21 protein-coding genes are annotated in these 18,462 nt (G+C 68.8%); 15 read left to right on the top strand and 6 right to left on the bottom strand.

Annotation, left to right across the window (positions count from 1 at the left end):
• Positions 1-4: 4 nt before the first annotated feature.
• Positions 5-172 (bottom strand): 50S ribosomal protein L33, encoded by a 168-nt coding sequence (gene rpmG, locus DFR72_RS15630; protein WP_030481361.1) that lies wholly within the window; start codon positions 170-172, stop codon positions 5-7.
• Positions 172-402 carry a 50S ribosomal protein L28 gene (gene rpmB / locus DFR72_RS15625; protein ID WP_245983003.1) on the bottom strand — a complete coding sequence of 77 codons (231 nt, stop codon included), beginning with the start codon at positions 400-402 and terminating at the stop codon, positions 172-174. Before rpmB ends, rpmG begins: the two co-directional genes overlap by 1 nt.
• Before the next feature lie 63 nt (positions 403-465).
• Between rpmB and DFR72_RS15620 the strand changes: the two genes are divergently transcribed.
• Genes DFR72_RS15620 through rpmF form a run of 3 tightly spaced genes read left to right on the top strand, consistent with a single transcriptional unit; the run spans position 466 to position 1,759 of the window.
• On the top strand, positions 466-1,350 hold the full coding sequence (locus DFR72_RS15620) for a GTP-binding protein (protein WP_090065460.1): 885 nt from the start codon (positions 466-468) through the stop codon (positions 1,348-1,350).
• Positions 1,347-1,598, top strand: coding sequence for a type B 50S ribosomal protein L31 (locus tag DFR72_RS15615; RefSeq protein WP_090065461.1), 252 nt, complete (start codon positions 1,347-1,349; stop codon positions 1,596-1,598). Before DFR72_RS15620 ends, DFR72_RS15615 begins: the two co-directional genes overlap by 4 nt.
• Complete coding sequence (rpmF, locus tag DFR72_RS15610) at positions 1,598-1,759, top strand: 50S ribosomal protein L32 (RefSeq protein WP_030481357.1); 162 nt, start codon at positions 1,598-1,600, stop codon at positions 1,757-1,759. The genes DFR72_RS15615 and rpmF overlap by 1 nt, the downstream gene beginning before the upstream one ends.
• On the opposite strand, the gene DFR72_RS15605 is transcribed toward rpmF, so the two are convergent.
• Positions 1,756-2,403, bottom strand: coding sequence for a histidine phosphatase family protein (locus DFR72_RS15605; RefSeq protein WP_090065462.1), 648 nt, complete (start codon positions 2,401-2,403; stop codon positions 1,756-1,758). The genes rpmF and DFR72_RS15605 overlap by 4 nt on opposite strands.
• 74 nt (positions 2,404-2,477) lie before the next feature.
• Here DFR72_RS15605 and DFR72_RS46345 point away from each other — a divergent pair, with 74 nt between their 5' ends.
• The 8 genes from DFR72_RS46345 (at position 2,478) to lepB (ending at position 9,473) form a co-directional block, all read left to right on the top strand.
• Complete coding sequence (locus DFR72_RS46345; RefSeq protein ID WP_090065463.1) at positions 2,478-2,795, top strand: EthD family reductase; 318 nt, start codon at positions 2,478-2,480, stop codon at positions 2,793-2,795.
• Positions 2,792-3,607, top strand: a complete 816-nt coding sequence (locus DFR72_RS15600) for a 3-hydroxyacyl-CoA dehydrogenase family protein (protein ID WP_090065464.1) — start codon at positions 2,792-2,794, stop codon at positions 3,605-3,607. Before DFR72_RS46345 ends, DFR72_RS15600 begins: the two co-directional genes overlap by 4 nt.
• A gap of 10 nt (positions 3,608-3,617) precedes the next feature.
• On the top strand, positions 3,618-4,775 hold the full coding sequence (locus tag DFR72_RS15595) for a GNAT family N-acetyltransferase (RefSeq protein WP_090065465.1): 1,158 nt from the start codon (positions 3,618-3,620) through the stop codon (positions 4,773-4,775).
• A gap of 53 nt (positions 4,776-4,828) precedes the next feature.
• Positions 4,829-5,812 carry a nucleotidyltransferase domain-containing protein gene (locus DFR72_RS15590; protein ID WP_114773681.1) on the top strand — a complete coding sequence of 328 codons (984 nt, stop codon included), beginning with the start codon at positions 4,829-4,831 and terminating at the stop codon, positions 5,810-5,812.
• A 21-nt stretch (positions 5,813-5,833) separates the two neighbouring features.
• Positions 5,834-6,445, top strand: a complete 612-nt coding sequence (locus DFR72_RS15585; RefSeq protein WP_090065466.1) for a trimeric intracellular cation channel family protein — start codon at positions 5,834-5,836, stop codon at positions 6,443-6,445.
• Between the two features lie 79 nt (positions 6,446-6,524).
• A complete protein-coding gene (locus DFR72_RS15580) occupies positions 6,525-7,220 on the top strand; it encodes a response regulator transcription factor (RefSeq protein WP_090065467.1) in 696 nt (231 codons plus the stop codon).
• The gene (locus tag DFR72_RS15575) at positions 7,217-8,602 is read left to right on the top strand and encodes a sensor histidine kinase (RefSeq protein WP_425459890.1); all 1,386 of its coding nucleotides are present in this window, start codon (positions 7,217-7,219) and stop codon (positions 8,600-8,602) included. The genes DFR72_RS15580 and DFR72_RS15575 overlap by 4 nt, the downstream gene beginning before the upstream one ends.
• A 10-nt stretch (positions 8,603-8,612) precedes the next feature.
• On the top strand, positions 8,613-9,473 hold the full coding sequence (lepB, locus tag DFR72_RS15570; RefSeq protein ID WP_245983001.1) for a signal peptidase I: 861 nt from the start codon (positions 8,613-8,615) through the stop codon (positions 9,471-9,473).
• Between the two features lie 60 nt (positions 9,474-9,533).
• On the opposite strand, the gene DFR72_RS15565 is transcribed toward lepB, so the two are convergent.
• Genes DFR72_RS15565 through DFR72_RS15555 form a run of 3 tightly spaced genes read right to left on the bottom strand, consistent with a single transcriptional unit; the run spans position 9,534 to position 12,639 of the window.
• The gene (locus DFR72_RS15565; protein ID WP_245982998.1) at positions 9,534-10,436 is read right to left on the bottom strand and encodes a carbohydrate ABC transporter permease; all 903 of its coding nucleotides are present in this window, start codon (positions 10,434-10,436) and stop codon (positions 9,534-9,536) included.
• Positions 10,433-11,386 (bottom strand): carbohydrate ABC transporter permease, encoded by a 954-nt coding sequence (locus tag DFR72_RS15560; RefSeq protein WP_090065469.1) that lies wholly within the window; start codon positions 11,384-11,386, stop codon positions 10,433-10,435. Before DFR72_RS15560 ends, DFR72_RS15565 begins: the two co-directional genes overlap by 4 nt.
• Positions 11,383-12,639 (bottom strand): ABC transporter substrate-binding protein, encoded by a 1,257-nt coding sequence (locus tag DFR72_RS15555; protein ID WP_245982996.1) that lies wholly within the window; start codon positions 12,637-12,639, stop codon positions 11,383-11,385. Before DFR72_RS15555 ends, DFR72_RS15560 begins: the two co-directional genes overlap by 4 nt.
• 295 nt (positions 12,640-12,934) lie before the next feature.
• Here DFR72_RS15555 and DFR72_RS15550 point away from each other — a divergent pair, with 295 nt between their 5' ends.
• Genes DFR72_RS15550 through DFR72_RS15535 form a run of 4 tightly spaced genes read left to right on the top strand, consistent with a single transcriptional unit; the run spans position 12,935 to position 18,370 of the window.
• Positions 12,935-14,917 (top strand): beta-galactosidase, encoded by a 1,983-nt coding sequence (locus DFR72_RS15550; RefSeq protein WP_090065470.1) that lies wholly within the window; start codon positions 12,935-12,937, stop codon positions 14,915-14,917.
• Position 14,918: 1 nt separating this feature from the next.
• Positions 14,919-15,716 carry a DeoR/GlpR family DNA-binding transcription regulator gene (locus DFR72_RS15545; RefSeq protein ID WP_090065471.1) on the top strand — a complete coding sequence of 266 codons (798 nt, stop codon included), beginning with the start codon at positions 14,919-14,921 and terminating at the stop codon, positions 15,714-15,716.
• A complete protein-coding gene (gene galT / locus DFR72_RS15540) occupies positions 15,713-16,801 on the top strand; it encodes a galactose-1-phosphate uridylyltransferase (protein WP_090065472.1) in 1,089 nt (362 codons plus the stop codon). Before DFR72_RS15545 ends, galT begins: the two co-directional genes overlap by 4 nt.
• A gap of 51 nt (positions 16,802-16,852) precedes the next feature.
• Positions 16,853-18,370, top strand: coding sequence for a trypsin-like peptidase domain-containing protein (locus tag DFR72_RS15535; RefSeq protein ID WP_090065473.1), 1,518 nt, complete (start codon positions 16,853-16,855; stop codon positions 18,368-18,370).
• The last annotated feature ends 92 nt before the right edge of the window (positions 18,371-18,462 follow it).

The raw sequence follows: 18,462 nt of genomic DNA, 5'->3' as shown, positions 1-18,462 counted from the left end.
GTCCTCAGCGCTCCTCTTTGAACTCGACGTGCCTGCGCGCCACCGGGTCGTACTTGCGCAGCACCATCCGGTCCGGGTCGTTGCGGCGGTTCTTGCGGGTCACGTAGGTGTAGCCGGTTCCGGCGGTCGACCTCATCTTGATGATCGGCCGGACGTCGGTGCTCTTGGCCATCAGACCTTCACCCCCTGCGCGCGGAGCCGGGCCACGGCGGCCTCGATCCCCATCTTGTCGACGGTCTTGATGCCCTTCGCGGACAGCGTCAGCGTCACGAACCTGTTCAGCGACGGCACGAAGTACCGCTTGTGCTGGACGTTCGGGTTCCACCGGCGCCGCGTCTTGCGTTGCGAGTGCGAGACGCGGTTGCCGAAGCCCGGCTCACGGCCGGTCAGCTGGCAGCGCACGAGTACCTCCAGGAGGACAGACTCAGATTGAAACGACTTTCGTTTTCATCTACGGTACCTCACATGGAAACCGTTGTCGTTATGGTGGCGGGGCTGGTCGACCACGACGTCGCCGTGCGGGTGTGGCGCGACCGGCCCGGTTCGGTGCTCGTGCGTCACGTGGCCGCCGAAACGAGCGTGCGGCGCTGGGTCGACGGCATCGCGACCGACATCGACCTGCTGCACGGTTGCGTGTCCTGCACCGTGCGGGAGGACCTGCGCGAGCTGCTCGCCGGCCTGAAGGGCCACACGGTCGTGCTGCAGCTGGACCCGCTGCTGGAGCCGGACGCGGTGCGCCGCAAGCTCGGCATCGACGTCGAGTGCGTGATCACCGTGCTCGACGCGGCGACCTGGCTGGACGACGCCCTGGGCGACGCGTCGATGGTCAGCGACCAGCGGACGGTGGCGCAGGTCGTCGTCGCGCAGGCCGAGGCCGCGGACGTGCTGGTGCTGCAAGGAGACGCGGACGAACGCACGCTCGCCGTGCTCGACCGGCTCGCTCCGGGCGCGCACCGCTGCACGCCCGAGACGGTGGTCGCGCGCAGGAGCACCCGGCCGCGGCTGATGCCCCTGACGCCCGAATGCGGTGTCTCGACAGCGGTTTTCACGGCGGACCGCCCGTTCCACCCGGCACGGCTGAACGACGCGCTCGACTCGTTGCTGGACGGAACGGTCGTGCGCTCGCGCGGCCGGCTCTGGGTGGCGGACGAGCCGGACGTCGCGCTGCACCTGGAATCCGCGGGCTGCGGCCTGCACGTCGGCGAGGGCGGGCCGCTCGGCGGCAGGACCACCCAGATCGTGGCGATCACCCTGGGCGAACCGGACTCCATCACCGCGGCGTTCGCCGAAGCACTGCTCACCGACGACGAACTGTCCTTCGTGGACTCGATCCGAAAGCTGGCGATATGAAGCCCGGAATCCACCCCGACTACCACCCGGTCGTCTTCCAGGACGCGTCCACCGGCAAGACGTTCCTGACACGCTCGACCGCGAAGTCGTCCAGGACGATCGAGTGGGAGGACGGCAACACCTACCCGTTGCTCGTCGTCGACATCACCGCCGACTCGCACCCGTTCTGGACGGGCACGCAACGGCTCGTGGACACCGCGGGCCGGGTCGAGAAGTTCAACCGCCGCTACGGAAAGCGAGAGCGCTGATGGCCGTTCCCAAGCGCAAGACGTCCCGGTCCAACACCCGCCACCGCCGGTCGCAGTGGAAGGCCACCGCGCCGGACCTCGTGCGCGTGCGGACGTTGGACGGCAAGGAGCTCCTCGTGCCTCGGCGGCTGGTCGCCGCCTACAAGCGCGGGCTCATCTAGACGGGACGCTGGACCGTTCCGTCCGGTGAGTCGCGCCACTGGTCGAAAGGGCGGTCCAGCCTCCACCCCGTGCCGTCGTGGTCGAGCACCCGGTTCTCACATGTGTCCGGATTGGACAGTGACTCGAACAGGTCGATGCTCCAGTCGAAGAGCCTGCGGCACAGCAACCTGATCGTCAGGCCGTGCGACACGACCAGCACCGTCTTGGGATGAGTCTCGTTCTTGCGCATCCGGACTTCCAGGCCGTCGAGGAACGCCGCCACCCGGTCGTCCACGTCCGCGCCGGACTCGCCGTTGGGCAGCCGGAAGAAGAAGTGGCCGAACGCGTGCCGCTGGTGCTTGAGCACCTCCTGCTGCACCGGGTCCTGGAGGTTGCCCCAGTCCTGCTCGCGCACTCTGGGCTCGGTGACGATCCGCTCCGCGGAGATCCCGAGCAGCTCGAACGTCCGCTTGGTCCGCTTGTACGGGGAGACGTAGGCCGCGACCGGCCCGTCGCCGATCAGGGCCTTGATCGTCGGCCCGGCGGCGCGCGCCTGCTCCTCCCCGGTCTGCGTGAGCGGCAGGGCGTGGTCGGGGATGCGGCAGTAGGCGAGCTCGTCGACGTTGCCGAGGCTCTGTCCGTGGCGCAGCAGGATGATCCGCACCTCACCATCGTGCCTCAGCCCGGGGACCGCTCCGGGCGTTACAGTGCTCGGCGAGTCGAGGAGGATGGTGTCACATGATCAAGTACATCGCGCTGTACAAGAAGCCCGCCGACCCCGAGGGCTTCGACCAGAGGTACTTCGAGTCGCACCTGCCGATCGTGAACTCGGTTCCCGGCCTGGTCCGCGCCGAGGTCGCCAAGGTGCAGCAGGTGTTCCTGGCGGGGTTCCTCGGGGACAACGAGCCGCACCTGATCGCGGAGATGTACTTCGAGTCCGAGGAGTCGTTCAAGGCCGTCCTGCAGTCGGCGGAGTGGGCCACCTCGGGCGCCAACCTCGCCGAGATCGGCGGGATGGAGCTGGTCGCGATGTTCAGCGCCGAGGTCGTGGCGTGAAGGCCGTCGTCATCGGCGGCGGCACGATGGGCGCGGGCATCGCACACCTCCTGCTCGCGAACGGCCACGAGGTCACGTTGTCGGAGGCCGACGCCGAACGCGCCGAGCAGGGCAGGCTCGCCGTGCGGCGGTCGCTCGGCAGGGCGCAGGAGAAGGGCAAGCTCACCGACGCCGACGCGGTGTTCGCGCTGCTCTCCACAGGTGAGCTGCCCGCGGACGCCGAGCTGGTCGTCGAGGCCGTGCCGGAGAACGTGCCGCTGAAGCAGAAGGTCCTGGGGTTCGCGGCCGAGAGGTGCCCGGACGCGGTCCTCGCCTCCAACACGTCGTCGCTGTCGATCTCCGAGATCGCCGCCGGCCTGCCCGGCGAACGCGTGCTGGGCATGCACTTCTTCAACCCCGTCCCGGTGCAGCAGCTCGTCGAGCTCGTCCACCACGAGGGCGTCGACCCCGCGAACGTGGCCAAGGCGCGGACCTGGGCCGAGGAGATGGGCAAGACCGTGATCGAGGTGCGGGACTCGCCGGGGTTCGCGACCTCACGGCTGGGCGTCGCCGTGGGCATGGAGGCGATCCGCATGCTGGAGGAGGGCGTCGCCTCCGCCGCGGACATCGACACCGGCATGAAGCTCGGCTACCGCTGGCCGATGGGCCCGCTGGAGCTCACCGACCTGGTCGGGCTCGACGTGCGGCTGGCGATCGCCGAGCACCTCGCGGCCGAACTGGGGCCGCGGTTCGACCCGCCGCAGCTGCTGCGGGACAAGGTCGCCCGCGGTGAGCTGGGGAAGAAGGCGGGCCAGGGCTTCTTTTCCTGGTAGATAGTTGTCCGTGCAGATCCGCGAGTTCACCGAGGACGACCGCGACGCCGTGTTCCGGCTGCGCAGGGTCGCGTTCAACGGCACCAAACCGTCGGGGCCGCTGCTGAGGCCGGGTTCGCACGGACTGCTCGCCGAGATCGACGGACGGGTCGCGGGCGTGCTCGGCATCGGCTCGTACGCCCAGTTCTACGGCGGCGCCGCGGTTCCCATGGGCGGGATCGGCGGCGTCGCCGTCGACGGGTCCTACCGCGGCCGGGGGATCGCGAACGCGCTGCTCGACGCCGCGTTGACCACGATGCGCGAGCACGGCCAGCCGCTCTCGGTGCTCTACGCGACCGTGCCGACGCTGTACCGGCGCCGCGGCTGGGAACGCACCGGGGTCTTCGAGTGGGTCGAGCTGCCGATGGACAGGCTGCTCTCCGTTCCGAAGCCCGCCGAGCTGATCCCCTCGCGCCCGGCGGAGAAGAGCGACCTCCCCGCCCTGCACGAGTGCTACCTGGAGGTGGCGCGGACGATCGACGGCATGGCCGACCGCAGGCCACCGCGCATGGACCTCGGCAAGGTCCTGGAGATGGACCTGGTGACGGTGCTGCCAGGTCCGAACGGCCTGCGGGGCTATCTGACGGCCACTCGCGAGCCCGGCGGCGACACGGGCCGGCTCAAGGTCCACGACCTCATCGGCGTCGACGTCGAGGCCCAGCTGAACCTCCTCGCCTCGCTGGCGTCCTGGGCGGGCACGCTCGAAGCGATCGACCTGCGGATCACCGACCCGGCGACGATCGGCTTCCTGGGCGGCACGCCGATCCGCCACTCGGTGTGGACCTCGACCTGGATGCAGCGCGTCGTCGACCTGCCCGCCGCCGTGGCCGCGCGGGGCTGGCCGCGGCTCGCGAACGCCGCCGTGGACCTGGAGGTCGTCGACGACCACGCGCCGTGGCACGCGGGTCTCCGGCGCCTCGTCGTGGAGGACGGTTCGGTGCGCGTCGAACCCGGTGGCACCGGCGCGGTGCGGTTGCACGCGCGAGCGCTCGGGCCGTGGTTCGCCGGCGCGCAGAACACGCACGCGTTGCGACGCGGGGGTCTGCTGGAGGGCGACCCGGCCGACGCGGCGGTGCTCGACCAGCTCACCGGCTCGTCCGGCACGCCCCGGCTCGCGGACTTCTTCTGACGACAGGCCGTTCGCAACGGGATTCTCACCTGTCCTTCGGTCACAATGGACGCGTGGCGGGGGACCAGGACGAGGTCAGGCATGCCTACGGCGACAACATGGGTTGGCGCCTGAAGGGCTACGCGAGGCACCGCAGCGGGCCACCGGTCAGCGTGCGGGAGATCTCGCGGGCCCAGTTCCTCGCGATCAGGCCGTACTTCGACGCCGAGGACAACCCGTGGCTGGTGGACCTCCACGAGGTGCACCCCGCGATCAGGCCGTACGTCGAGGACGTGCTCGGCCCGCTGAACCCCGACGAGGACTACTACGTCAACGGCCACCCGCTGGACTGGGACAAGGACCCGGTGCAGGTCGCGCGGGACCTGCTCGACGTGAAGTACCCGCTCGCGAGGGCGGCGTTCCTCGGCGGCAGCGTGGCGGCGGGCAACTACACGGCGAACTCCGACCTGGACATGGTCGTGATCGTCGACGACCTGCCCGGCGCGTTCCGCGAGACGCTGCGGTACCGCGGCTGGCCGGTCGAGCTGTTCTGTCACACGATCGAGTCGTTCCAGGACTTCGTGGCCCGTGACGCCGAGGGCCGGCGGCCTCCGTTGCTGCACATGTGCGCCGAGGGTTTCCTCATGCTCGACGCCGACGGCACCGGTCAGCGCATGCGGTCCGAGGCACGCGCCCTGCTCGACGCGGGCCCTGCTCCCGCGACGGTCACCGAGCTGGAAGACCGTCGCTACGGCACCACGGACCTGCTTGAGGACCTGATCGGCGCACGCGACGAGGACGAGCGCCTGTTCGTCGCGGCAAGGCTCCTGAGCTGCGCGGGAGAGCTCGCGCTGGTCATGCAGAACCGGTGGCTCGGGCACGGCAAGTGGCTGCTGCGCCGGCTGCGCGACGCCAAGGAGGACGAGCTCGTGGACGCCTACCGGGCGCTGGTGCGGGGCGAGGGCGCCGAGCGGTTCATCGCCGTCGTGGAGGCCGTCCTGGTGTCCGCGGGAGGGCGGCTGGACGCCGGTTACCGCCGGGCGGCACCGCCCCGATAACCAGCATTACCCTCTCCGTTCGTGCTGCTCATCGTCCTGGAGTTGATCGGTCTCGCGGTCTTCGCCGCCTCCGGAGCGGTGGCCGCGGTCCGCGCCCGCCTCGACGTGTTCGGCGTGACCATCCTGGCGCTCACCACGGCACTGGGCGGCGGCATCATCCGCGACGTGCTGCTCGGCGTGCACCCGCCGACGAGCCTGCGGAACTGGCCGTACCTGCTGGTCGCGGGCGGTACAGGCCTCATCGTCTTCTGGTTCCACCCGCACGTCGCGAAGCTCCGCCGCAGCGTGCTGCTGCTCGACGCCGTGGGCCTCGGCCTGTTCGTCACGTCCGGCACGTCGACGGCGTTGTCCCTCGGCGCGACGCCCTACGCGGCGTGCCTCATCGGCATGACGACGGGCATCGGTGGTGGCGCACTACGTGACCTGCTCCTCCGTGAGATTCCTCTAGTCCTCAGGAGAGAGATCTACGCCGTGGCAGCGCTGTGCGGCGCGGTCGTCGTGGCGGTGGGCGAATGGGCCGGGCTGCCGAAAGGCCTGGTCTCGCTGGCCGGCGCGGTACTGATCATCACCATCAGGCTCATCGCGCTCTGGCGGAAGTGGAATGCGCCGGTCGCGAGGGGCTTGGAGGGCTAGCAAGAACTAACGCAGTACTCACACCTGCAGTTAGGGCCCTTCTCAGGCACTTCTCAGATCCCTCGGCAAGACTGCCCCCATGCGCATCCTCGTTGTCGATGACGATCGGGCGGTCCGGGAGTCACTCCGCCGCTCGCTGCAGTTCAACGGCTACCAGGTCGAGACTGCCGGAGACGGCATGCAGGCCCTGGAGTCGGTGACCGCCGCCAGGCCGGACGCGATGGTGCTCGACGTGATGATGCCCCGCCTCGACGGCCTCGAGGTGTGCCGCAGGCTGCGCAGCACCGGTGACGACCTGCCGATCCTCGTGCTGACCGCACGGGACGCCGTGAGCGACCGGGTGTCCGGGCTGGACGCCGGTGCCGACGACTACCTGCCCAAGCCGTTCGCGCTGGAGGAACTGCTGGCCCGGTTGCGCGCGTTGCTGCGCAGGGCCGCCCACGACGACGACGCGGCCAAGCAGTCCGCCGCCGTGCTGAAGTTCGCCGACCTGGAGCTGGACCCGTCGACCCGTGACGTCCGCCGCGGCGAGCGTCCGATCAGCCTCACCCGCACCGAGTTCGCGCTGCTCGAGCTCCTGCTGGCGCACCCGCGCCAGGTGCTCACCCGCAGCCGCATCCTGGAGGACGTGTGGGGATACGACTTCCCGACCTCGGGCAACGCTCTCGAGGTCTACGTGGGGTACCTGCGCCGCAAGACGGAGCTGGAGGGCGAACCGAGGCTGATCCACACGGTGCGCGGGGTGGGCTACGTCCTGCGGGAGACCCCTCCGTGATCGTTGAACCACAGGGACGCCTGCAACGGGCGTCGTTGCGGGCGCGGGTCACCTGGCTTGCGGCGTTCTGCGTGGCCGGAGCCGTCGCATTGGTCTCTCTCGGTGCGTACATGGTCGTGCGCAAGAGCACGTACGACGCACTCGACGACGGTCTGCGCCAGCGTGCCGCCACGGTGGCGAACGGCACGAAGGTCACCACACCGGACGAGGTCGCGAACTACCCGGCGGCGTTCCTCGCGGCGGGCGACGTGAAGATGGGCGTGCTGCTGGCGGACCCCGGGAAGATCATCTACCCGAAGGACTCCACCCCGCCGCCCAGCGTCCAGGAGGCCTGGGACGTCGCGGACGGCGACCGGCCCGAGTTCATCTGGACCGACCACAAGACCGAGACGCGGGTCATCGCCGTCGCGTACCAGCCGGGCCAGGCGATCATCATCGCCCAGTCGATGGTGCCGCAACGGACGACGCTCGCGAAGCTCAGCGTGGTCCTGCTGCTCATCGGCGGTGCCGGCGTGCTGCTCGCGGCCATCGCGGGCACGGCAGTCGCCCGCACGAGTCTGCGGCCCGTGCAAAGACTCACCGAGGCCACCGAACGCGTCGCGAACACGGGTGACCTGACCCCGATCCCGGTCGCGGGCGACGACGAGCTGGCGCGGCTGACGCACAGCTTCAACGCGATGCTCGGTGCCGTGGCGGAGTCGCAGGAACGACAACGCCGCCTGGTCGCCGACGCCGGCCACGAGCTGCGCACGCCGTTGACGTCCATGCGCACGAATCTGGAGCTGCTGCTCGCCTCGGAACGCCCGGACGCCCCGAACCTGTCCCAGGAGGACAAGACGGAGATCCAGGCGGACGTGCGCGCCCAGATCGACGAACTGACCACGTTGATCGGTGACCTGGTCGAACTGGCCCGCGAGGACGCACCACAGGTCATCCACGAGCCGGTCGACCTGCACGAGGTGGTGGAACGGTCGCTGGACCGCGCGCGCCGCCGCGCCTCGAACGTCACGTTCGACGTGCAGCTGCAACCGTGGACACTTCTGGGTGATTCCAGTGCCCTGGAACGCGCGGTGCTGAACCTCCTCGACAACGCCGTGAAGTTCAGCCCCTCGGGTTCGGCGGTGCGGTTGCACCTCCGTCAGATGGGCGACGGCAGCGCCGTCGTGGAGGTGGCGGACGCGGGCCCCGGCATCGCGGACGCCGATCTACCTCACGTTTTCGAGCGGTTCTACCGTTCGTCCGAGGCGCGGACCCTGCCGGGCTCCGGTCTGGGACTCGCCATCGTCAAGCAGGTGGCGCAACGGCACGGCGGCACGGCCACGGCGGGCAGGGCCCCCGAGGGTGGAGCCCTGTTCACGTTGCGCCTACCCGGACGACCGTAAGGTGGGGCGTGTGAGTCATCGCGTGAACGACGATTCTTCGTCGACCTGGGAGACGACCCCTCCCTCCGGAGACGGCCCCGAACCCACGTCGCGCTTCTCGACGTCCGGTTCGCCCGCTTCGTCGTACGAGGACCGCTCGTCGCGTTCCTCCGCGTACGAGGACGACCCGGCGCCCAGGTTCCACAAGAAGAAGGCGAAGAAGAAGCAGCCGTTCTGGAAAGAGCTGCTGGTCATCTTCAGCGTGGCGCTGCTGCTGACCGTGGTCATCCAGACGTTCGTCGCGCGCGTGTTCGTCATCCCGTCGGCCTCGATGGAGACGACGCTGCACGGCTGCACGGGCTGCGTGAACGACAAGGTGCTGGTCGAGAAGATCACGTACCTGTTCAACGACCCGCGCCCCGGTGACGTCATCGTCTTCCGCGGCCCGCCGAACTGGACCGGTGGCAAGCAGCCCCCGAACTTCGTGGTCGGCACCCTGCAGGACCTCGGCTCGATGGTGAACCTCTCCGAGCCCAGCGGCACGGACTTCATCAAGCGCGTCATCGCCGTCGGCGGCCAGACCGTCGAGTGCTGCGACGAGGAGGGCCGCGTGAAGGTCGACGGCAAGCCGCTCGACGAGCCGTACCTGAACTTCGGCGGCGGCCCCCGCCAGCAGGACTCGTTCGAGAAGGTCACCGTTCCCGCGGGCACGCTGTGGGTCATGGGCGACAACCGCAACAACTCGTCGGACTCGCGCAAGCACGGCGACCCCACGCCGGCCGACGGCGCCATCCCGGTCTCGAACGTGATCGGCAAGGCCCGCGTCATCGTGATCCCGGTGGGCCGTTGGGGCTCGATCTCGGACCACAACCCGCAGACCGGCGGCAAGTAGTCGCAAAGCACGCGAAAGGGGCGAGGACCAAGTCGGTCCTCGCCCCTTTTCCGTGCGTCTCTAGCCCTTCGTGGATCCCAGCGTCAGTCCGCCCACGAACTGCCGCTGCAGCACGAAGAACACCACCAGCGTCGGCAGCGCCACGAGCAGCGAGCCGGCCGCGATCAGGTTGTTGTCGGTGAAGAACGTGCCCTTCAGGTTCTGCAACGCCGAGGTGACCGGCATCTTGTCGCCGTCCTGGATCAGCACCAACGCCCAGAGGAAGTCGTTGTAGATCCAGGTGAACTCCAGCGTCGCCAGCGCGGCGAGCACCGGCCGGCACAGCGGCAGGGTCAGCTGCCAGTACTGCCGGAACACCGAGGCCCCGTCGACCCTGGCGGCCTCGGTCAGCTCGTACGGGATGGTCTTCATGTAGTTCGACAGCACGAACGTGCAGAAGCCCATCTGGAACGCGATGTGGATCAGGATGACGCCGAGCGGCGAGTCGATCAGCGACTCGCTCTCCGACATCCACGCCGGCAGCTCGATCAGCCGGTACAGCCTCCACAGCGGCGTCACGATCACCTGCTGCGGCAACAGGTTGCCCGCGGTGAACAGCATGAGCAGCGCGATGTTGAACTTGAAGCTGAACCGCGACACCCCGAACGCCACCATGGAGCTCAGCAGCAGCGTGATGACCAGGGCCGGCACGGTGATCAGGAACGTGTTCCAGTAGAAGTGCGGCAGGTCGCCGATCTCCCACGCCTTCGCGAAGTTCTCGAACGTCAGCGACTTCGCGATGGAGAAGTAGCCGTTGACCGACGTGTCCTCGTACGTCCGCAGCGACGCGTAGACCGCCCACAGCAGAGGTGCCAGCGTCATCAGGCACGTCAGGACGAGGAAGACGTGCAGCGCGATGCGGGCCGGCGTGATCGGCCTGGTCTTCTTCACCGGCACCGAAGGCCGTTCCAGCGTGGCCGTCACGTCCGGTTCTCCTTGCTGAACACCTGGTACAGGTACGGGATGATGACGCCGAGCGAGATCGTCAGGAGGATCACCGCGACCGCGGAACCGCGGCCGATGCGCGAAGCCTCACCGATGATGTTGTCGGTCACCAGCACCGACAGCAGCTCCAGGCCGTTGCGTCCCTTGTTGATGACGTACACGATGTCGAACGCCCGCAGCGCCTCGATCACCGTCACCACGGCGACCACGATGTTCACCGGTTTCATCACCGGGAAGGTGACGCGGAAGAACGTCTGCGAGGCCGAGGCGCCGTCGAGTGACGCGGCTTCCTTCAGTGCCGGGTCCACCGACTTCAGGCCCGCCAAGTACAGCAGCATGATGTAGCCGGTGTGCCGCCACGCCGCCGCGACCATCACCGCGTACAGGTTGATGTCCGAGTCGCCGATCCAGTCGACCGGCTCGTCGAGGCCCAGCACCGAGTTCAGCAGTCCGCCGTCCGGCGTGTAGATCAGCTGCCAGATGAACCCGACCAGCGCTAGCGACAGCACCATCGGCATGTACAGCGCCGACTGGTAGATCCGGCTGAACCGGAGTTCGCGGTCCAGCAGCACGGCGAGCAGCAGACCCACCGAGGTCGGCACGATCAGCAGGAACAGCAACCAGATCAGGTTGTGCTGCACCGCCGGCCAGAACCGCGGGTACTCGGTGAAGATCTCGACGTAGTTCCCGACACCGATCCACTCGATGTCCTCGAAGCCGCCGATGCCGTTCCACCTGCTGAACGACAACGCGACCGAGCCCAGCGCCGGGATCCACACGAACAGCAGGTGCACGAACGCGGGGATGCCGAGCATGAGCGCCAGCACGAGCTTGTCCGTGCCGGCGAGGGCCGTGGCACGCTTTCCACGCCGACGAGGCGGCGACCCGTCGGGGGTCACCGCCTTCGGCTTCTCCTGCAACGCGGTCACTTGAAGATGTTCTTCGCCTGGTCAGCCATGCCCTTGAGCACGGAGTCGACGCTGTTCGGGTCCTTGATGAACGCGATGAGACCGTTGGTGGCCGCCTCGCTCGCGAAGGCCGGGTCGGTGTCGCGGTCGAGGAACTGCGTGATGTGCTTGGCGCCCTTGATGACCTCGGCCGCCTTCTTCTGCAGCGAGTTGTAGCCGGAGGTGTCCGCCTTCTGGTTGGTCGCGACCACGGACGAGTCGGACTTCAGGTAGGTGAGCTGCGGCTCGGCCGTCGACAGGTACTCGAGCAGCTTGAGCGCGCCCTCGGAGTTGCCGGGCTTCTTCGCCATCATGTAGCCGTCGATCGGCGCCTCGACCGTGTCGGTGCCGTGCGCCGGGTTGATCTCCGGGAACGGGAAGAAGTCGAGGTCGTCCTTCTCGGCGTCCGGGAACTGCTGGCCGAGGAACGAGCCCAGCAGGTACATGCCGGACTTCTTCTGCTGCAACGACTGCGCGGCTTCCTGCCACTCGCGGCCGAGCGCGTTCTCCTGGTGGAACGGCAGCAGCCGCTTCCAGGTGTCGAACACGTCCTTGACCCGCTTGTCCTGCCAGTCCTCCTTGCCCGCCAGCAGGTCCACGTGGAACTGGTAGCCGTTGGTGCGGAAGTTCAGCTGGTCGAACGTGCCCATGGCCGGCCAGCCCTGCTTCTGCGCGAAGGCGATCGGGTTCAGGCCGTCGGACTGCATCTTCGTGGAGAGCGCGACGAGCTCGTCGAGCGTCTTCGGGATCGCGTAACCGCGCTCCTGCCACACGCTCTTGCGGTAGAACATGCCCCACGGGTACTGCGTGAACGGCACGAAGTACTGCTTGCCGTCCGAGCCCGTCGACGCCTGCTTGAGCGCGTCGGAGTAGTTGCCCCCGACCTTGCCCCACAGGTCGCTCAGGTCGCCGGTGAGGCCCTGGTCCGCGAAGAACCGCATGCGGTAGCCGGCGAACCACGCGAGCACGTCGTCCGGCTTGCCCTGCAGGTAGTTGTTGATCTGTTCCTGGTACTGCTCGTGCTGCTTGGTGTTGATCGTGACCGACAGGCCGCCGGACTGACCCTCGAAGCCCTTGAGCGCGGCCGTGATCGCGTCCTTCGGCACCTGGTCGGACAGGTTGTTGCCGAAGGTGACGACCTTCGAGTCACCGCCCGAGCCCGAACCACCGCCACACGCTGAGAGAAGACCGCCGGTAGCGGCGACGCCCGCACCGGCCAGCATGACTCGCAGCATCGTTCGCCGACCGAAGTGCGGTAACGGAGTGGAACCAGGCGTGTGCAGAACCATCATCGCTCCTACAGGTGACACTCGCACGTGCGAACCGAACAGGACTCCAACAAAGTTGCGCATAATGTGGTCCCAGGCACACAGCCTGTCAAGTCCCGTTACGGAGCTGTTAAACCAGTGCACAGCCGCGTGCGGCGTCATTTCCCGGTACTTGTCCCGGTCGTAGGCCGAACAGACCCCAACGCGAAGTTGTGTTTGCTTGTGTTGACGTTGGGGGTTGTTGTCGGCCACGCTTGCGCTCGTGACGACATGGCCCACAGACCTGCCCGGCCTCGGCTGGGGGGCTGACTACAACCCCGAGCAGTGGCCCGAACACGTGTGGGCCGAGGACGTCGAGCTCATGCGGCGCGCCGGGGTGACCATGGTCAGCCTGGGCATCTTCAGCTGGGCGAAGATCGAGGTCAGCAAGGGCGAGTACCGGTTCGAGTGGCTCGACCGCGTGATGGACCTGCTGCACGCCGGCGGCATCCGCGTCGACCTCGCGACCGCGACCGCCGCGCCCCCGCCGTGGCTCACCACCGAGTACCCCGAGATGCTGCCCGTCCGCGCGGACGGCGTGCGGCTCTCGCACGGCTCACGGCAGGCGTACTGCCCGTCGTCGCCCATCTACCGCGACCGGGCGACCGCACTCGCGGCCGAGATGGCCTCGCACTACCGCGACCACCCCGCGCTCGCCGCGTGGCACGTCGGCAACGAGTACGCGTGCCACGTGAAGCGCTGCTACTGCGACACGTGCGCCGCGTCGTTCCGCGAGTGGCTGTCGAGCCGCTACACGCTCGACCAGCTCAACGACGCGTGGTCCACGGCGTTCTGGAGCCAGGGCTACACCGACTTCGCGCAGGTCCTGCCGCCGCGCGTGACTCCGACGTTCTCGAACCCGGCGCACGTGCTGGACTACGACAGGTTCTCCGACGACGCGATCCTCGAGCTGTACAAGGCCGAGCGCGACGTGCTGCGCATGATCACGCCCGGCGTGCCGGTCACCACGAACTTCATGGTCAACTGGACGTTCGGCGACCTCGACTACTGGAAGTGGGCCCGCGAGGTCGACTTCGTCTCGAACGACCACTACACCGAGGCCCAGTCGCCGGACCGGCACATCGAGCTCGCGATGTCCGCGGACCTCGTGCGCGGCCTCGCCGGCGGCAAGCCGTGGCTGCTGATGGAGAACTCGACGTCGGCGGTGAACTGGCAGCGGCGCAACATCGCCAAGCTGCCGGGGGAGCAGCGGCGGCACTCGTTCCAGAACATCGCGCGCGGCGCGGACGGCACGTTGTTCTTCCAGTGGCGGCAGTCGCGCGGTGGCAGCGAGCGCTACCACTCGGCGATGGTCCCGCACGCCGGCACGGACACCAAGGTGTACCGGGAGGTCTGCGAGGTCGGCGCCGAGTACGCGAAGCTCGCCGGCGTCGTGGGCTCCACTGTGGACGCCTCCGTCGCGGTCCTGTTCGACTTCCAGTCCGGCTGGGCGCTGCGCCAGGAGGCCCACCCGACCAACGACTTCGACTACTGGCAGCACGTCCTCGGCTACTACAAGGCGCTCTGGCAGGCCGGTGTCACCGTCGACTTCGTGGCACCGGGCACGAACCTCTCGAAGTACTCGCTGGTGATCGTGCCGGCGTTCTACGCGGTGTCCGACGCGCACGCGGCCGTGATCGCCGACTACGTGGCGGGCGGCGGACACGTCGTGGTCACGTACCTGTCCGGTGTGGCCGACCAGTACACGCGAGTGCGACTGGGCGGATACCCCGGCGCGTTCCGCGACGTGCTGGGCGTGTGGTCCGAGGAGTTCTACCCGCTGCGCGAGGACGAGACGGTCTCGCTGACCGACGGCTCGACCGCCTCGTTGTGGACGGAGCACCTGCACACGCGCACCGCTGACACCGTTGTCTCCTATGCCGACGGGCCGCTGCCCGGCGTCGCGGCGGTGACGCGCAACGCGTTCGGCAACGGTGTCGCCTGGTACGTGGCGTGCGATCTCGACGAGGGCGGTCTCGGCCGAACGGTGGAAAACGCGCTTTCCGGTGCGGGCGTGCCGGTGTCGCCTTCTGAGATCGAGCTCGTGCGGCGCAAAGGCGACGTATCGTTCCTCTTCGCCGTCAACCACACCGGCACCGACGTGCAGATCGAGGCGTCCGGTGTCGACGTGTTGTCCGGCACGCAGGTCTCCGGACGCCTCACCGTGCGCGCCGGGGACGTAGTCGTCCTCAGGGAAGAGGTGTGAGGTGCTGGCACGTCAGCGGCAGGCGGTAATCATCGAAGAGGTCCGTCGTACGGGAGCGGTGCGCGTCAGCGACCTCGTCGTGCGGCTCGGCGTCTCGGACATGACCGTGCGCCGCGACCTCGACGTGCTCGCCGCACGCGGCCTGGTGGAGAAGGTCTACGGCGGCGCGACGTCCGTCGTCGGGCGCTCGACCGACGAGCCCGGTTTCGAGGCCAAGTCGGTGCGGCAGCTGCCCGAGAAGGAGGCGATCGCGGCCGCGGCCGCGGGCCTCGTGCGCCCCGGCACCGCCATCGGCCTGTCCGCCGGCACGACGACGTGGACGTTGGCGCGGTTCCTGGACGACATCCCGGACCTGACCGTCGTCACGAACTCCATCCGCGTCGCGGACGTGCTGCAGCAGAGCGGGCGCACCGACCGCACGGTCGTGCTGACCGGCGGCGTGCGCACGCCGTCCGACGCGCTGGTAGGCCCCGTGGCCGTCCAGGCGTTGCGATCGCTGCACCTGGACGTGGTGTTCCTGGGCGTGCACGGCATGGCCGAGCGCTCCGGCTTCACGACCCCGAACCTCAACGAGAGCGAGACGGACCGCGCGCTCGTCGACGCGGCAGGACGCGTCGTCGTGGTCGCGGACCACGAGAAGTGGGGCACGGTCGGCATTTCCACGATCGCGGACCTCGACGAGGCACACGTCCTGGTGACGGACGAGGGTTTGCCGGACGACGCACGGGCGATCCTGTCCGAGCAGGTCGGCGAGTTGGTGTTGGCTCATGTACCGGGAAGTGACGAGGAGTTGGCGTGAGGCGTACCGCGGGGAAGCTGGCGGACGGCCGGGAGATCATCTACTTCGACGACAGCGCTGAGGCGCCACCGCGAGTCGCGGTGGACACCCGGGACCTCCCCGAGACCCAGCCGATGTCCGAAGTCCGGCTGGACCCGTTGACCCGCGAGTGGGTCGCCATGGCGGCTCATCGCCAGACGCGCACGTACAAGCCGCCGGCGGACCTGTGCCCGCTGTGCCCGTCGACGCCGGGCCGGCCCACGGAGGTCCCCGAGGCCGACTACGACGTCGTGGTGTTCGAGAACAGGTTCCCCTCGCTGGCGCAGAACGTGCCGGACGTGGAGTCCACTGTGGATGGTGAACCGCTGTTCGCGCGCGCACCGGGCCGCGGGCGGTGCGAGGTCGTGTGCTTCACGTCGGACCACAACAAGTCGTTCGGCGAGCTCTCCGAGTCACGCGTGCGCACCGTCGTGGACGCCTGGGCGGACCGCGTCGCCTACTTGTCAACGTTGCCAGGGGTCGAGCAGGTCTTCCCGTTCGAGAACCGCGGCGAAGAGATCGGCGTGACGCTCTCGCACCCGCACGGCCAGATCTACGCCTACCCGTTCGTGACACCTCGTACCGAACGCATGCTCAACGCGGCTCTGGACTACTACGCCGAGCACGGGCGCCCGTTGTTCGGCGACGTGCTGGAGGCAGAACTACGCGCGGGCGCGCGCGTGATCGACGAATCCCCGCACTGGGTCGCCTTCGTGCCCGCCGCCGCCCGCTGGCCGGTCGAGGTCGTGCTGGCGCCACGGCGCCAGGTACCGGACATCGCCGCACTGTCCTCTGTGGAGCGTGACGACTTCGCGTCGCTCTACCTGAAGGTGCTGCACCGGCTGGACGCGCTCTACGACCGCCCGCTGCCCTACATCGCGGCCTGGCACCAGGCGCCGGTCAACGCGGGCCGCGACGAGATGTGGCTGCACCTGCAGGTCTTCTCGGTGCTCAGGACGAAGGACAAGCTCAAGTACCTCGCGGGCTCGGAGTCCGGTGAGGCCGTGTGGATCAACGACGTGACGCCCGAGCAGATCGCCGAGCGGCTCCGGGGAACACACAACTAGCTCCCAGGCTGGTCTAAGGGTTCTCTCAGGACGAGCCGAGAGACTGTGCCCATGACCGAGAGCAACAAGCCAGCGCCGCAGCCGGAAGAGTCCAACTCCGTCCCGGCGAGCGCCGGTCAGACAGACTCCGGCGCACGGGAGCAGGGCCCGTCGCTGCCGGATCCCGGCCAGCCGGATCCTTTGCAGGGGGGATCCGGCCAGGCTGGGGCTACTCACGCTCCTGCCGGCCTGGGCGACGTGCCCGCCTCTTTCACTTCGGCCCAGCCGCAGGTGCCCTCACCTGGCGCGGGCCAGACGCAGCTCGGCGGGCCCGGACCCGGCCAGCAGCTTCCTCCATCAGGGTCCGGCCAACCTCACCCGCTCGGCCTCGGCGCCACGACCGCGCAGTTCGGCGCGGAACCGGGCCCCTTCGGCGGACCGCAGCCCGGTCCGCACACGGGTCCTCAGACGGGTCAGTACTACCTCCCGCCCGGCTACCAGCCGCCGCCCGTCCCACCGCAGTCCAAGGGCCGCGGGAAGGTCGTGGCGGGCGTCGCGGCACTCGTGCTGCTCGTGGGCGGGCTCTCCGGTGGCCTCGGCGGCTATCTGGGCTACAACTTCGCGAACGACTCGTCGTCCGTCAGTTCCCTAGACACGCCCCGCCCGGCCTCGCAGACCTCGAACGCACCCGCGGGTTCGGTCGAGGACGTGGCGAACCGGCTGCTGCCGTCCGTCGTCCAGATCCAGGTCACGACGCGGTCCGGCTCCGGCGAGGGCTCCGGGTTCATCATCTCCGGCAACGGCCAGATCGTGACGAACAACCACGTCATCGAGGGCGCTGCCTCCGGCGGCGAGATCAAGGTCGTCTTCCAGGACGGCAGGACGGCGTCCGCCAAGATCCTCGGCCGTGACCCGAGCTCCGACATCGCCGTCATCCAGGCCGACGGCGTCTCGAACCTCCCGGTCGTGCAGCTCGGCAACTCCGGCGACATGAGGACCGGCCAGGCCGTCGTCGCGATCGGCTCGCCGTTCGAACTGTCCGGCACCGTCACCTCCGGCATCGTCAGCTCGGTGAACCGCCCGGTCTCCGCGGGAGGCGACCGCACCTCGCAGGCGACCGTCCTCAACGCCATCCAGACCGACGCCGCGATCAACCCCGGCAACTCGGGCGGCCCCCTCGTCAACATGCAGGGCCAGGTCGTCGGCATCAACTCCGCGATCTACAGCCCCAGCCAGGGCCAGGGCCAGGCCGGTTCCGTCGGCATCGGCTTCGCGATCCCGATGGACCAGGCCCGCCGCACGATCGACGAGATCGTGAAGAGCGGCAAGCCCAGGCAGACCGTGCTCGGCGTGAAGGTCGAGTCGACCGAGCAGGGCGCCCGCATCTCCGAGATCACCTCCGGCGGTGCCGCGGAGAAGGCCGGGCTCAAGGCCGGCGACGTGATCACGAAGTTCGGTGACCGCCGCATCGACGAGTCGGACACGCTGGTGGCCGCCGTGCGGTCCAAGGCTCCCGGCGACAAGGTCACGATCACGCTGTCCGACAACAGGACGGTGGAAGCCACCCTCGACGGTGTCGAGGTGGGATAGGTCGGGGGACGCTCGGTTTCCGGCAACCGCCGCCCGCCGGAAACCGAGCGTGACGACCCCGGAGAGGCCTCTGGCTGTGCGCACCTGCCCCG

The organism is Lentzea flaviverrucosa (assembly GCF_003350445.1).
GTDB lineage: Bacteria > Actinomycetota > Actinomycetes > Mycobacteriales > Pseudonocardiaceae > Lentzea > Lentzea californiensis.
The sequence above is the reverse complement of the archived record's forward strand: the minus strand, read 5'-3'. Positions and strand labels throughout refer to the sequence as shown.

What these genes read in the sequence shown, in the direction of transcription:
- DFR72_RS46345 (WP_090065463.1), top strand. Translation starts at nt 2,478, where the DNA reads ATGATCAAGTACATCGCGCTGTACAAGAAGCCCGCCGACCCCGAGGGC.
- DFR72_RS15620 (WP_090065460.1), top strand. Translation starts at nt 466, where the DNA reads ATGGAAACCGTTGTCGTTATGGTGGCGGGGCTGGTCGACCACGACGTC.
- rpmG (WP_030481361.1), bottom strand. Translation starts at nt 172, where the DNA reads ATGGCCAAGAGCACCGACGTCCGGCCGATCATCAAGATGAGGTCGACC.
- DFR72_RS15555 (WP_245982996.1), bottom strand. Translation starts at nt 12,639, where the DNA reads ATGCTGCGAGTCATGCTGGCCGGTGCGGGCGTCGCCGCTACCGGCGGT.
- DFR72_RS15535 (WP_090065473.1), top strand. Translation starts at nt 16,853, where the DNA reads ATGACCGAGAGCAACAAGCCAGCGCCGCAGCCGGAAGAGTCCAACTCC.
- rpmF (WP_030481357.1), top strand. Translation starts at nt 1,598, where the DNA reads ATGGCCGTTCCCAAGCGCAAGACGTCCCGGTCCAACACCCGCCACCGC.
- DFR72_RS15580 (WP_090065467.1), top strand. Translation starts at nt 6,525, where the DNA reads ATGCGCATCCTCGTTGTCGATGACGATCGGGCGGTCCGGGAGTCACTC.
- DFR72_RS15615 (WP_090065461.1), top strand. Translation starts at nt 1,347, where the DNA reads ATGAAGCCCGGAATCCACCCCGACTACCACCCGGTCGTCTTCCAGGAC.